This is a genomic window from Pseudomonas sp. MSSRFD41, assembly GCF_014230245.1.
GTDB lineage: Bacteria > Pseudomonadota > Gammaproteobacteria > Pseudomonadales > Pseudomonadaceae > Aquipseudomonas > Aquipseudomonas piscis.
On sequence record NZ_JACKZK010000001.1, the window covers coordinates 639,808 to 654,495 of the forward strand.

At 64.7% G+C, this 14,688-nt stretch carries 9 protein-coding genes; 7 read left to right on the top strand and 2 right to left on the bottom strand.

Going from position 1 to position 14,688, the window contains the following annotated elements; all coding sequences use genetic code 11:
• The first annotated feature begins 5 nt into the window (after positions 1 to 5).
• The 3 genes from H7A76_RS03040 to H7A76_RS03050 all read left to right on the top strand — a co-directional run bounded on the left by H7A76_RS03040 (position 6) and on the right by H7A76_RS03050 (position 6,696).
• Positions 6 to 776, top strand: coding sequence for an electron transfer flavoprotein subunit beta (locus H7A76_RS03040; protein WP_185697135.1), 771 nt, complete (start codon positions 6 to 8; stop codon positions 774 to 776).
• Between the two features lie 1,076 nt (positions 777 to 1,852).
• Positions 1,853 to 5,305 (top strand): alpha/beta fold hydrolase, encoded by a 3,453-nt coding sequence (locus H7A76_RS03045; protein WP_185697136.1) that lies wholly within the window; start codon positions 1,853 to 1,855, stop codon positions 5,303 to 5,305.
• A gap of 113 nt (positions 5,306 to 5,418) precedes the next feature.
• Positions 5,419 to 6,696 (top strand): metallophosphoesterase, encoded by a 1,278-nt coding sequence (locus H7A76_RS03050; protein WP_185697137.1) that lies wholly within the window; start codon positions 5,419 to 5,421, stop codon positions 6,694 to 6,696.
• 85 nt (positions 6,697 to 6,781) lie between these two features.
• On the opposite strand, the gene gbcA is transcribed toward H7A76_RS03050, so the two are convergent.
• A complete protein-coding gene (gene gbcA / locus H7A76_RS03055) occupies positions 6,782 to 8,074 on the bottom strand; it encodes a glycine-betaine demethylase subunit GbcA (protein WP_185697138.1) in 1,293 nt (430 codons plus the stop codon).
• Between the two features lie 290 nt (positions 8,075 to 8,364).
• Here gbcA and gbcB point away from each other — a divergent pair, with 290 nt between their 5' ends.
• Positions 8,365 to 9,465, top strand: coding sequence for a glycine-betaine demethylase subunit GbcB (gene gbcB / locus H7A76_RS03060; RefSeq protein ID WP_185697139.1), 1,101 nt, complete (start codon positions 8,365 to 8,367; stop codon positions 9,463 to 9,465).
• Between the two features lie 63 nt (positions 9,466 to 9,528).
• On the opposite strand, the gene H7A76_RS03065 is transcribed toward gbcB, so the two are convergent.
• A complete protein-coding gene (locus tag H7A76_RS03065) occupies positions 9,529 to 10,569 on the bottom strand; it encodes a low specificity L-threonine aldolase (protein ID WP_185697140.1) in 1,041 nt (346 codons plus the stop codon).
• A 115-nt stretch (positions 10,570 to 10,684) separates the two neighbouring features.
• On the opposite strand from H7A76_RS03065, the gene H7A76_RS03070 reads away from it, so the two are divergent.
• From H7A76_RS03070 to H7A76_RS03080, 3 genes are all read left to right on the top strand, one after another.
• Entirely contained in the window at positions 10,685 to 11,425 is a 741-nt protein-coding gene (locus H7A76_RS03070) for a TraX family protein (RefSeq protein WP_185697141.1), read from the top strand.
• 733 nt (positions 11,426 to 12,158) lie between these two features.
• Complete coding sequence (locus H7A76_RS03075) at positions 12,159 to 13,412, top strand: serine hydroxymethyltransferase (RefSeq protein WP_185697142.1); 1,254 nt, start codon at positions 12,159 to 12,161, stop codon at positions 13,410 to 13,412.
• Positions 13,413 to 13,435: 23 nt separating this feature from the next.
• Positions 13,436 to 14,686 (top strand): sarcosine oxidase subunit beta, encoded by a 1,251-nt coding sequence (locus tag H7A76_RS03080; protein WP_185697143.1) that lies wholly within the window; start codon positions 13,436 to 13,438, stop codon positions 14,684 to 14,686.
• Positions 14,687 to 14,688: the final 2 nt, after the last annotated feature.

Below are 14,688 nucleotides of genomic sequence, written 5' to 3' on the forward strand. Positions count from 1 at the left end.
CACTCATGAACAGTCATGTAATCAGCCTGGTCTCCATCGGCGCGCACCCGACCTCCGGTCGGCCACGGCGTGCCGAACAAGACGCCAGGGCCGTGGAACTGGGCCTGCAACTGGCCGGTGGACAACTGCAGGTGCTGCACGCCGGCGACGCCGCCGAGCCGGCCCTGCGCGCCTACCTGGGCATGGGCCTGGAGCAGTTGCATGTGCTGGAGCAGCCGGCCGGCGCCGATGCCTTGCCAGCCTTGGCCCAGTACCTGCGCCATGCCGGGGCCCAGGTGGTGTTGACTGGCAGCCAGGCGGAAACGGGCGAAGGCTCGGGCATGCTGCCGTTCCTGCTGGCCGAGAACCTGGGCTGGCCGCTGGTGGTGGGGCTGGCCCAGGTGGAATCCCTGGAAGATGGCGTGGCCCATGTGCTGCAGGCCTTGCCCCGTGGCCAGCGGCGCCGGCTCAAGGTGCGCCTGCCGTTCCTCGCCACTGTGGATAACGCCGCGCCCAAGCCTCGCCAGAGTGCCTATGGCCCGGCGCGGCGCGGGGTGTTGCGCGCCGACCAGGTCATGGTGGTGGAGGACGAGCTGTTCACCGGCGCCAGCCTGCAGCCGGCCAGGCCACGGCCCAAGCGCTTGAAGGTGATCAAGGCCAAGAGCGGCGCCGACCGCATGAAGGCCGCCACCGCCAAGGCCAGCGGCGGCACCGGCCAGGTGCTCAAGGACCTCAGCGCGCAAGCCGGGGCCGAGGCTATCTTCAAGTTGTTGCTGGAAGAGGGGGTGCTCCGCTAGGGCGGCACCCGCCGCACTAGCGCTATCGCGAGCAATCGAGCGTCGACCGGCTGTTCCTGGGGGAGCCTGGCTTGCAGGCCTGTCTCCACGGTTACTCACAATCCCTGTGCGCGGCTCTGTGGATAAGATGTTCGCGCCTTGCTCCAACCCACGCCAGCCAAGCCCTACAGCCATCTGTATGAAATTTGACCAGGCTAACTTATGGTTTTTCCTGGCTTTTTTCCGCGCTGTCGAACCCCTCAGGGGACAGTTGTGCACAGCAGTTGCCCCCAAAGTCTGTTGGCGCTTTTGTGGATAAGATGTTCGCTCAGGGCTGTAGCCCTTGCAGGACAAGGCTTGGCACGATCTGGTCAAAAAACACCCAAATCCTGATTCTGGGCCTGTCCAGGTGCCTGCAAGGCGGTATTTTCCTGGCCTGGAGGGTTTTTCCACAGACATCGCGGGTAGCGCCCGCAGTTGCCCCCAAAGTCTGTTGGCCGATCTGTGGATAAGGTGTTCGCCTCGCGCTGTAAGCCATGTGTAGCAAGGCTTTCAGGCTTTTGTTCAAAAATTGATCAGAGGCGCGTCAAACGCTTGTTTTTGCCTAACCTATGGATTTTCCTGGGAATCCCCAAGGAAATATCCCCATCCCCGGTGCACTTGCCCACAATTGCTGTGGGCCAAGATGTGGATAAGTTGTTCGCCAACCGCTACGGGCCTTGTAATTCATAGCGTGTACGGCAATAGATCAAATTTCATACAGTTCTAATGACCGCCTTGACAGTGGCAAGCGGCCTGACTTGACTGATGCCACTAGGACCGGCTCGTTACTTATCCACACCCGGCCCAGGGAGTGCAGGCAATGGACTGTCATCTACCACGGGCTTCCAACGGCGGGACCTTCCCCCGGCGCACCCGCCGCCGTGCCGCCAACCAGCGCGCACGCCTATAGCCCCAGTGGCTGTTCGATCCCGACACTGCTTTCCACGGTTTGCGTTTCTGGCGCAGCGGCCGGCCCGTGCGGCTGCCTGCGTGATCGGCTGCACCTGAAGGAAGCGACCATAGAGTCGCCCCATCTGCCTGAGAGGAACCCCGCCATGACTCGGATCGCCACCCCCATCAGCGAGATCCAGGAACACTACGACGTCGTCGTCATCGGCTCCGGCTATGGCGGCGGCATCGCCGCTTCGCGGTTGTCCCGGGCCGGGCGCCGGGTGTGCCTGCTGGAGCGTGGGCGAGAGATTCGCCCCGGGGAGTTTCCCAACACCCTGGCCAGCGCCACCGAGGAGTTGCAGGTGCACGATCCCGATGGGCATATCGGTTCGCGCACCGGCTTGTTCGACCTGCATGTCAACGCCCAGCAGAACGTGGTGGTGGGTTGCGGCCTGGGCGGCACCTCGTTGATCAACGCCAACGTCGCCCTGGAGCCCGAGCCCGGGGTGTTCGATGACCCACGCTGGCCCCAGGCGGTGCGCGACCACCGCGACACCTTGCTCAAGCAGGGTTTCGCCCTGGCCCGGGAGATGCTCAAGCCCAATCCCTATCCCGATTCGGCGCCGGCCCTGGACAAGCTCAAGGCCCATCGCAAGTCCGCGGACTACCTCAAGCAAGGCGCGCATTTCTACAAGCCGCCGATCAACGTGACCTTCAACAAGCTGCCCAACAACCTCAACCATGTCGGGGTCGAGCAACTGCCCTGCAACCAATGCGGCGACTGCGTCTCGGGTTGTAACAACAAGGCCAAGAACACCACCTTGATGAACTACCTGCCCGACGCCTGCAACCACGGCGCCGAGATTTTCTGCCAGGCCCAGGTGCGCCACCTGGAGCGTGATGGCGATGGCTGGATCGTGCACTTCCAGTACCTGGATAGCGGTCGCGAGAAGTTCTCGGCGCCGACCCTGTTCGTCAAGGCCGATATCGTCGTGCTGTCCGCCGGCACCCTGGGTTCCACCGAGATCCTCCTGCGCTCGCGGGCCAAGGGCCTGGCCACCTCGGCCCAGCTGGGCGAGCACATGAGCGGCAACGGCGACATCCTCGGTTTCGGCCATAACTGCGAGCAACCGATCAACGGCATCGGCTTCGGCACTCATCCGGCCAGCGAGTTGAAACCCGTGGGCCCGTGCATCACCTCGGTGATCGACATGCGCACCGAAGGCGATCGCACCAGCCGCATGGTCATCGAGGAAGGCTCGATCCCCGGTGCCCTCGGCCAGGCCATGGTGCCGAGCATGGCGCTGTTCGCCAGCACCCTGGGCCAGGCCACCGACAACAGCTTGAGCGGCAAGCTGGGCTACAAGGAACGCGAGGCCGAAAGCTTCCTGCGCGGGCCCTACCATGGCGCCCTGCACAACATGCAGACTTACCTGATCATGAGCCACGACAACGGTCGCGGGCGCATGCTGCTGGACGCCCAGGACCAGTTGCGCATCGACTGGCCGGGCGTGGGCGAGCAGCCCAACGTGGTGCTGGGCAACCAGCGCCTGCTGCAGAGCACCCGGGCCCTGGGCGGGGTCTGGGTGGAGAATCCGATCTGGACCCGGCTGCTCAAGCACAGCATCGTCTCGGTCCATCCCCTGGGCGGCTGCGTGATGGGCGAGGACGCGAGCCAGGGCGTGGTCAACCACAAGGGCCAGGTGTTCAGCGGCACCCAGGGCACCGATGTCTATCCCGGGCTCTATGTGGCCGATGGCGCGGTGATTCCCACCTCCCTGGCGGTCAATCCGTTGCTGACCATCTCGGCGGTGAGCGAGCGCACCATGCAACTGCTGGCCGAGGACCGCGGCTGGAAGATCGACTACCGCCTGCCCTCGGCCCCTGGCAAGCCGGCTGTGGCGCCGACCCTGGGCGTGCAGTTCACCGAGACCATGAAGGGTTTCTTCTCCACGGCCTTCACCCAGCCCCAGGGCACCGACCTGGCGCTCTATCAAGCGGCGGCCAAGCGCGGCGAAGAGCAGAACTCGTCCATCGAATTCACCCTGACCATCACCGCCGCCGACCTCAACCGGATGATCAAGGAGCGCGAGCACGCCGCGACCCTGGTGGGCACCCTGGAGGCGCCGATGCTGTCGCCTCAGCCCTTGGTGGCCAGCCATGGGGTGTTCAACCTGTTCGAGCAATACCAGCAGCAAGTGGGCGTGCGGCACATGAACTACGACATGCGCCTTCGCGCCGAGGACGGCAGCGACTATTACTTCAGCGCCTTCAAGACCGTGCCCGAGGACCACGGCGTGCTGAACATCTGGCCCGACACCAGCACGCTCTACGTGACCCTGTACCGAGGCCAGGACAAGAACGGGCCGGTGCTGGGCTCGGGCGTGATGCACATCCAGCCTGCGGATTTCGCCCGGCAAATGACCACCATGAAGGTGCTCAACGCCCGCAACGAGCGTGAGCGCATCGAGGCCCTGGCACGTTTCGGCCAGTTCTTCGCCGGGATCCTCTGGGAAAGCTACGGCGGGGTGTTCGCCGGCGATATCTACTTCAATCCCGACGCTCCGCCACGGGTCAAGCGGCCGCTGGCCGCGCCGGTGCCGAGCGTGCAGTTCTTCGAGACCGAAGATCGCGTGCAACTGCGCCTGACCCGCTACCGGGCCGGCGGCAAGGGCCCGGTGATGCTGGTCCACGGCCTGGGCGTGGGCTCCAGCATCTTTTCCACCGACACCATCCAGACCAACCTGCTGGAGTACCTGTGCAAGTACGGCTATGACGTCTGGCTCCTGGATTTCCGGGTCAGCATCCTGTTGCCGGCCAGCAAGCAGGAGTGCAATGGCGACCAGATCGCCGCCTACGACTTCAAGGCCGCCATCGCCCAGGTCCGCGAAGCCACCGGCGCCCGGGACGTGCAATGCGTGGTGCACTGCTATGGCGCCACCACCTTCTTCATGTCGCTGCTGGCGGGCCTGGAGCATGTGCGCTCGGTGGTCTGCTCGCAGGTCGCCGCCGACACCGTGGTGGCTACCGCCACCGGGATCAAGGCCGGGTTGCACTTGCCGGGCATGCTCGACGCCATCGGCATCAAGTCGCTGACGGCCTATGCCGACAGCAAGGAAAGCTGGTTCAACAAGCTCTACGACAAGGCGCTCAACGGTTATGCGCGGATCGAGGCCCAGGGCTACTGCACCAACCCGGTGTGCCATCGCATCACCTTCATGTACGCCTCGCTGTATCGCCACGACACCCTCAACCAGAACCTGCACGACAACCTGCACGAGCTGTTCGGCGAGTCCAATATCCAGACCTTCGAGCACCTGGCGCTGATCTGCCGCAAGGGCCACCTGGTGGACTTCAAGGGACAGGACGTCTACATGCCGCATTTCGATCGGCTGAAGCTGCCGATCTGCTTCATCAGCGGCGCCGACAACCAGTGCTACCTGCCGCTGAGCACCCAGAAGACCTACGAGCGCCTGTGCCAGTTGCATGGCCCTGAGTTGTTCAGTCGGCATGTGGTGCCGGGCTATGGGCATATCGACTGCATCTTCGGCCAGAACGCGGTGGTGGATGTGTACCCGCTGATCCTCGCGCACCTGGAGAAGACCGCCCTGGGTTGAGCCTCCTGGCACGCCGCTTTCCGAGCGGCAGAAAGGGCCGTTGATCGAATACATGAAGACCCTGGGAGGCGAGCAACCCGTGCCGCCGCAGGGCTATCAGGAGGGACACCGCTATGTCACTGGCAAGTAGTGTGGAAGAGGAGTTCGGCCGGATGAAAGCCCAGGTCGATGGCCTGGTCGCCCGGTTCGACCTGGCCTGGAAGAATCTGCGCAACCAACTCGAGCCCAAGGAGCTGCAAGCCATCCTCGACCTGGTACAGCGCGCCCACGACCAGGCGCAATACGCCATCGCCCACGGCGACTTGCCGCCGGGCCAGCCGCCGGTGCCCTGGGAGCTGGCCCATGGCCTGTCGGTGCTGCACCTGGGCGCGGCCCAGCCCCTGCCACAATCGGTGGACCAGCTGGCGACCCAGGTGCTCAAGGACGGCAGCCTGCTGGGCTGTCGCAAGTGGGAGCTGCTGGACCTGAAATGGAGCGAAGCCCTGGTGGCCTGGATCGAGAACCTGCGCGACCACGCCACCTTCGGCACCACCCCGGCGTTGCTGCAGATCCCCGATGAGGTCCTGCTGGACCTGGCCGGGGATTGGGGAACCGGCTACTTCGAGCCCCAGTCGGCGGCGCAGCGGGTGGCGGACCTGATCACCGCGGACCAACCGCAGGTGACCATCCACCTGGGCGATGTGTACTACGCCGGTACCGACAGCGACGAGCGAAACAACCTGGCGTCCTGGCCCATGGGCAGCAAGGCCTCGTTCAGCCTCAACTCCAACCATGAGATGTACAGCGGCGCCCATGGCTACTTCGACGAGATCCAGACGCTGTTCCCGGACCAGCAGGGCACCAGCTATTTCGCCCTGTTCAACACCCACTGGCTGATCATTGGCCTGGACAGTGCCTACGCCTCCGATGAGATGCAGCTGTACATGGACGGCAACCTCAATGCCGTCCAGGAACAATGGCTCAGCGACCTGATGGCCAGTCACGGCCAGGGCCGCAAGATCATCCTGCTCAGCCATCACCAGGGCCTGGACATCACCGGCAAGACCCCGACCGCGCTGTACGGCCAGGTGTGCAAGGCCCTGGGCAATCGCGTGCCGGACTATTGGTACTGGGGACACCTGCACAACGGTATTTTCTACGCGCCCAAGACCGATCCCCAGGGCATGGGGGTGATGAACGGGCGTTGCGTCGGCCACGGGGCGATCCCCTATGGCGATGCCAGCGAGCTGGATCACGCGCCCGGGGTGTTGTGGTCGGAAACCCAGAAAGCCGGCGATGCCAACTACCCGCTGCGGGTGCTCAACGGTTATGCCCGGGTGAGGCTGCAGGGGGCGCAGATCACCGAACAGTTCGTCAGCGAGAAAGGCACGGTGCGCTGGCCCCTGGTGTGATACCACGGATGTGGCGGCTACAGAGGCGAATCATGTAGCCGCTGCCGAGCTTGCCAGGCCGTCAGGATCTGCGGTCGCGCGCAGCTCAGCCGGTGACCGGCACGCCCTTGAGGTAGGGCGCCGGTTCGGCGCCGAGGTTGTTGAGCAGGCGCTCGCTGTACCAGTCGATGAAGTTGACCACGCCGAACTCGTAGGTCTTGGAGTAGGGCCCGGGCTGGTAGGCGGTGGAGTTGATGCCGCGCTGGTTCTCCTCGGCCAGGCGCCGGTCCTGGTCGTTGGTGGCGTCCCACACCTGGCGCATGCGCTCCACGTCGTAGTCCACGCCTTCCACGGCGTCCTTGTGCACCAGCCACTTGGTGGTGACCATGGTTTCCTGGGCGCTGATCGGCCACACCGTGAACACGATGATGTGGTCGCCCATGCAGTGGTTCCACGAATGGGGCAGGTGCAGGATGCGCATCGAACCCAGGTCCGGGTTCTTGATCCGGCCCATGAGCTTCTTGCAGCCCTGCTTGCCGTCCAGGGTCATGGACACGGTGCCCTTGAGCAGCGGCATGCGCACGATACGGTTGCGCAGGCCGAAGCTGGCGTGGGCGTAGGGGATCTTCTCGGCTTCCCAGGCGGCGGCGGAGGCGGCGACGTGGTCCTTGAAGGCCTGGTCGGCCCGTGGGTCGGTGACGTCGTCCCATTCCAGCAGGGTCTTGAGCAACTCCGGGTGCGAGGCATTGCAGTGGTAGCACTCGCGGTTGTTCTCCAGCACCAGTTTCCAGTTGGCCTTTTCCATCAAGGTGGTCTGCACCGCCACCTTGGTGTTCTCCATGTCGTAGGGCTCCATGTAGTGGGCCAGGGTCGCCAGGAAGTCATCGATGGCCGGCGGGTTCTCGGCCAGCGAGATGAAGATGTAGCCACCGGCGGTCTTCACCTGCACCGGCTTGAGGCTGTACTGCTTCATGTCGAAATCGGCGCCCATCTCGGTGCCGGCGAACAGCAGGCGGCCGTCCACTTCGTAGGTCCACTGGTGGTAGGGGCAGACCAGCTTGGCCACCTTGCCCTTGTCGCTGGTGCACAGGCGCGAGCCGCGGTGCCGGCAGACGTTGTGGAAGGCGTGGACCACGCCGTCGGCGCCGCGGATGACGATGATCGGGTTCTTGCCGATCTGCAGGGTGATGAAGTTGCCCTTGGCGGGAATCTCCGAGGTCATGCCGGCGATCAGCCATTCCTTGTGGAAGATCTCCTGCATGTCGATGTCGAACAGCCTTTGGTCGCAGTAGAAGGGTTGCGGCAGGGAGAAGGTCCGCTCGCGCTCCTGCAGCATTTGCGCGGTGGCCTTGCGTGCGGGTTCCAGTGGATCGCCCAGGCTCAGGGTGGTGACGTCCATCGTTCAGGTCCTCATGGCCGTTCGGTGCGGCCGGCGTATTAGGGAGTGGCTACGGTCGGTGCTACGCAAGTCACGAAAAAGCAGCGGTTGTCGTGGGGCCGAGTGTGGGTCCGCAGGCGCCACGAACCTTATCCATGGGCGACATGGCCCAATCTGTTCCCGACGCCGTAGGCCCTGTAGCCGGGGCCTGGTCGCGATAAGCATGTGAATGTCGCGGATAGGTAAACAGGCCCTGGGCGCCTTACGCAGAATCGCTGGCAAGACGCCGACAGTCGGCCGTGGAGAACAGCATGTCCAATACCTTCCTCAACCCGGTAACCACCCAGACCTGGGCCAATGGTCGGCACATCGTCCGTTGCGTCAAAGTCATCCAGGAAACCTGGGACGTACGGACCTTCTGCTTCATGGCCGACCAGCCGATCATGTTCTTCTTCAAGCCGGGGCAGTTCGTCACCCTGGAGCTGGAGATCGAAGGCCAGCCGGTGATGCGTTCCTACACCATCTCCAGCTCGCCGTCGGTGCCCTACAGCTTCTCGGTGACCATCAAGCGCGTGCCCGGCGGCAAGGTCTCCAACTACCTGCACGACACCCTGCACGAGGGCCAGGAACTGGCGGTGCACGGGCCGGTGGGGTTGTTCAACGCCATCGACTTCCCCAATCCGAAGATCCTCTACCTCAGCGGCGGGGTCGGCATCACCCCGGTGATGTCCATGGCGCGCTGGTTCTACGACACCAACGGCAATGTCGACATGGTGTTCATCCACAGCGCCCGCTCGCCCAAGGACATCATCTACCACCGCGAGCTGGAGCACATGGCGTCGCGGATCGACAACTTCAGCCTGCACCTGATCTGCGAGCGCCACGGCCTGGGCGAGCCCTGGGCCGGTTACCGCGGCTACCTCAACCACAAGATGCTGGAGCTGATGGCGCCGGACTTCCTCGAGCGGGAGGTGTTCTGCTGCGGCCCCACGCCCTACATGAATGCGGTCAAGCGCCTGTTGGAGGCCGCCGGCTTCGACATGACCCGCTACCACGAGGAGTCGTTCGGCGCGACGCCGGCCGATGCCCGGGCCGATGCGGTGGAACAGGCCGAGCAGGCCGCCGAGGCGCCGGAAGTGGATGCCGCCGACCTGCACCAGGTGGAATTCACCGCGTCGGGCAAGAGCATCCGCGTGGCCCCGGGGGAGACCGTGCACGCGGCGGCGGCCAAGCTTGGCCTGATGATTCCCAAGGCCTGCGGCATGGGCATCTGCGGCACCTGCAAGGTGCTCAAGCTGGGGGGCGAGGTGGAGATGGAGCACAACGGCGGGATCACCGAGGAAGACGAAGCCGAAGGCTACATCCTGTCGTGCTGCAGCGTGCCCAAGGGCGATGTGCGCGTGGAGTTCTGAGCCTCATAAGGGCGGCTGAGGTGGCGAGGGGCATGCACGGGCGCAAGCCCCTCGCCGGACGGATCAGGCGCTCATCACGGTGCGGATGTCCGCCGCCAGTTCGCGCACGCGCTCTTCCTCGGTGTCCCAGGAGCACATGAAGCGTGCGCCGCCCTTGCCGATGAAGGTGTAGAAGCGCCAGCCCCGGGCGGCCAGCGCGGCCAGGGCCGGTTCCGAGAGTTGCAGGAACACGCCGTTGGCCTGCACCGGGAACATCAGTTCCACGCCGGGGATGTCTTCCACCAGCTTGGCCAGCAGTTGCGCGCAGTGGTTGGCGTGGTGGCCGTACTTGAGCCAGGCATCGTTCTCCAGCAGGCCGACCCAGGGCGCCGAGAGGAAGCGCATCTTCGAGGCCAGCTGGCCAGCCTGCTTGCAGCGGTAGTCGAAGTCTTCGGCCAGCTTGTGGTTGAAGAACAGGATCGCCTCACCCACCGCCATGCCGTTCTTGGTGCCGCCGAAGCACAGCACGTCGACCCCGGCCTTCCAGGTCAGGTCCGCCGGCGAGCAGCCGAGGAAGGCGCAGGCGTTGGAGAATCGCGCGCCGTCCATGTGCAGGTTCAGGCCCAGTTCCTTGCAGGTGTCGCTGATGGCGCGTACTTCTTGCGGGGTGTAGACGCTGCCGACCTCGGTGGCCTGGGTCAGGGTCACGACCCGGGGCTTGGGGTAGTGGATGTCCTGGCGCTTGAGGGCCACTTCGCGGATCGAAGCCGGGGTGATCTTGCCGTTCTCGGTGCCGGCGATCAGCAGCTTGGAACCGTTGGAGAAAAATTCCGGGGCGCCGCATTCGTCGGTCTCGACGTGGGCGGTTTCCGAGCAGATCACGCTGTGATAGCTCTGGCACAGCGACGACAGGGCCAGGGAGTTGGCGGCGGTGCCGTTGAAGGCGAAGAACACTTCGCAGTCGGTCTCGAACAGCCGGCGGAAATGATCCGCCGCGCGGGCGGTCCACTGGTCGTCGCCGTAGGCGCGGTCGTGGCCGTGGTTGGCCTGTTCCATGGCGGCCCAGGCCTCGGGGCAGATACCGGAGTAGTTGTCGCTGGCGAATTGTTGGCTCTTGTCGGTCATGGCCGGCTTCCGTATGAGAGGGTTCCGTGGTCGATCATGGTGCGCACTTTACCCAAGAATAACGACCCCGCACACGCTCTGTTAGCGAGTAATAATGCATGGCACATGAGGATTTATGCGTGACGCGACATTGATGCCCGTGCCCTTGCCGCGCGACAGCGCACTGGATGCGCTGAAGTGGCTGGCGCTGTTGAGCATGGTCCTGGATCACCTGCGCTACGTGGGCCTGGAACTGGACTGGCTGTATGTGCCCGGACGCCTGGCGTTTCCCTGGTTCTGCCTGGCGATGGCGGCCAATCTTCGGCGCGTCGGCACTGCGCAGCGGACCGGGCAGTGGCGCTACCTGGGGTGGCTGCTGGCCTTCTGCGGGCTCAGTGAAATTCCCTACCGGCTGTTCGTTCCCGAGCCCGACACCCTGAACGTGCTGCCGACCCTGGCCCTGGGATTGCTGGTGGCGCGGGGCTGGCAGCGGCGTAGCGGTCTTGACCTGGTTTTGGGGGTGATGGCCCTGGGGGTGGCGTTGGGGTTTTCGCGGTGGCTGATGTTCGGTGCGTTCGGGGTGCTGCTGCCATTGGCCTTGCTGTTAGTGCTGCGTCGGCCCTGGTATTTCGCCGTGCTGCCGGGGGTGTTGTGCCTGGCGGGCAATCAGTGGGAGGTGCTGTTTGCGGCGGTGCGCCTGGGCAATCCGCTGGCGGATTGGGGGGTGGTCGCTTGCCTGCTGGCACCGGGGCTGGGGATGTGGCTGTTGCGGGGGATGCGTGGTGGAGGGTGGGTGCCGGCGATGCGGCGGTGGGCCTATTGGTTGTATCCGGGGCATTTTTTGGTGTTGTTGGGGGTGAGGCAGGTGTTGGGGTGATGGGGGCGCTTCGGGGCCTTGGCGACCTTGGCGGCCTGGTAGCCGGCCAGGTGTCCTGGGGATGGAGTACATATCCGTTGGCGGTGGGGTGGCTTGCTTATGGTTCCGCCCTTACGGCGGGTCACTTTTTTCAAACGCCGGAGTGCCGGCCCAGCAAAAAGTAACCAAAAACGCTTGCCCCCACGTCCGGCCGCTCGCTGCGCTCGGGTTCCCTCGTTCCGGTACTTCTCAGGGGGCATCGCTTCCAGCGATGTCCTCGACTGCGTCGAGGGGCGCTGCGCGCCATTCCCCTGATAAGCACCTGCACTCGGCCTTCCCAGGGGGCGGGTGAATCAAGATCACCAGCGTACGGCGCGCCCTACCGGGCGGCGCATCGCGGAGTGTGGTGCAACCCGCTTCGTGTATGGATCTTGAATCCGCTGAAGGTCCTTCGGCCCTTTTCGCAGCCTCGCCTTGGCTCGACAGCGGCTACAGGTGCGCTTCGTGTAGCCGCTGCCGAAGGCTGCGTACGGGCGCGTAGTGGCCGTGGGGCGTGGGGTGGGAGGCTGGGGCTAGAGCCTTTGTCCGGTGCATTGGCCTGTGGGCGCCGGGGTATGTCGTAAACGCATCCTTGCGTGGCGTCCATAGGCATCTGGGCTCTGCGTGGCGGTCATACCATCGCATCCAAAGGGCGCAGCTTCAGGGCTGGCCTCACCGAGACGAAAGGCGCAGCGCCGCCGCTGGGAGAGACGTGATGTTCAGCAAGCAAGACCAGATCCAGGGCTACGACGATGCACTGCTGGCGGCGATCAATGCCGAGGAGCAGCGCCAGGAAGACCACATCGAGCTGATTGCGTCGGAGAACTACACCAGCAAGCGAGTGATGCAGGCCCAGGGCAGCGGCTTGACCAACAAGTACGCGGAAGGCTATCCGGGCAAGCGCTACTACGGCGGTTGCGAGCATGTGGACAAGGTCGAGGCCCTGGCCATCGAGCGGGCCAAGCAGTTGTTCGGCGCCGACTACGCCAACGTCCAGCCGCATTCCGGTTCGTCGGCCAACAGCGCCGTGTACCTGGCCTTGCTGCAGGCTGGCGACACCATCCTCGGCATGAGCCTGGCCCACGGCGGGCACTTGACCCACGGGGCCAAGGTGTCGTCCTCGGGCAAGCTGTACAACGCGGTGCAATACGGGATCGACACCAGCACCGGGCTGATCGACTACGACGAGGTCGAGCGCCTGGCCGTGGAACACCAGCCGAAGATGATCGTCGCCGGCTTCTCGGCCTATTCCAAGACCCTGGACTTCCCGCGCTTCCGGCAGATCGCCGACAAGGTCGGGGCGCTGCTGTTCGTCGACATGGCCCACGTTGCCGGGCTGGTGGCGGCTGGCTTGTACCCCAACCCGATCCCGTTCGCCGACGTGGTCACCACCACCACCCACAAGACCCTGCGCGGTCCCCGTGGCGGGCTGATCCTGGCCAAGGCCAACGAGGAGATCGAGAAGAAGCTCAACGCCGCGGTGTTCCCCGGCGCCCAGGGCGGCCCGCTGATGCATGTGATCGCCGCCAAGGCAGTGTGCTTCAAGGAGGCCCTGGAGCCTGGCTTCAAGGCCTACCAGAAGCAGGTGATCGACAACGCCCAGGCCATGGCCGGCGTGTTCGTCAAACGTGGCTACGATGTAGTGTCCGGCGGCACCGATAACCATCTGTTCCTGGTCAGCCTGATCCGCCAGGGCCTGACCGGCAAGGATGCCGATGCCGCCCTGGGCCGCGCCCATATCACCGTGAACAAGAACGCCGTGCCCAACGACCCGCAGTCGCCGTTCGTCACCTCCGGCCTGCGCATCGGTACCCCGGCGGTCACCACCCGTGGCTTCAAGGTCGCCCAGTGCACCGAGCTGGCCGGCTGGATCTGCGACATCCTCGACCACCTCGGCGATGCCGATGTCGAGGCCAATGTCGCCCGCCAGGTGGCGACCCTGTGCGCCGATTTCCCGGTCTACCGCTGAGAGCCGCCATTGGAGCAATGACTATGCAACGCTACTCGGGCTTCGGCCTCTTCAAGCACTCTCTGAGCCACCATGAAAACTGGCAGCGCATGTGGCGCACGCCGACCCCGAAGAAGGTCTACGACGTGGTCATCGTCGGCGGTGGCGGCCATGGCCTGGCCACGGCCTATTACCTGGCCAAGGAACACGGCATCACCAACGTCGCGGTGGTGGAGAAGGGCTGGCTGGGCGGCGGCAACACCGCGCGCAACACCACCATCGTGCGTTCCAACTACCTGTGGGACGAGTCGGCGCAGCTCTACGAACACGCGATGAAGCTCTGGGAAGGCCTGTCCCAGGACCTGAACTACAACGTGATGTTCTCCCAGCGCGGGGTCTACAACCTGTGCCACACCCTGCAGGACATTCGTGATTCCGAGCGTCGGGTCAGCGCCAACCGCCTCAACGGCATCGATGGCGAGCTGCTCAACACCCAACAGGTGGCGGACGAGATTCCCTACCTGGACTGCTCGAAGAACACCCGCTATCCGATCCTCGGCGCTACCGTCCAGCGCCGTGGCGGCGTGGCCCGGCACGATGCCGTGGCCTGGGGTTTCGCCCGGGCCGCCGACGCCCTGGGCGTGGACCTGATCCAGCAGACCGAAGTGATCGGCTTTCGCAAGGAAAATGGCGCCTGCATCGGCGTCGAGACCACCAAGGGCTTCATCGGGGCCAAGCGCGTGGGCGTGGTCACCGCCGGTAACTCCGGGCACATGGCCAAGCTGGCGGGCTTTCGCCTGCCGATCGAGTCGCACCCGCTGCAAGCGCTGGTATCGGAGCCGATCAAGCCGATCATCGACAGCGTGATCATGTCCAACGCGGTGCATGGCTACATCAGCCAGTCCGACAAGGGCGACCTGGTGATCGGTGCCGGCATCGACGGCTGGGTCGGTTATGGCCAGCGCGGTTCCTATCCGGTGATCGAGCACACCATCCAGGCCATCGTCGAGATGTTCCCGATCCTTTCCCGGGTACGCATGAACCGCCAGTGGGGCGGCATCGTCGATACCAGCCCGGATGCCTGCCCGATCATTTCCAAGACCCCGGTGCCGAACATGTTCTTCAACTGCGGCTGGGGTACCGGCGGCTTCAAGGCCACCCCGGGCTCGGGCAACGTCTTTGCCGCCAGCCTGGCCAAGGGCGAGATGCATCCGTTGGCCGCGCCGTTCTCCATCGAGCGTTTCCACAACGGCGCCCTCATTGACGAACATGGCGCTGCGGCCGTCGCCCACTAATC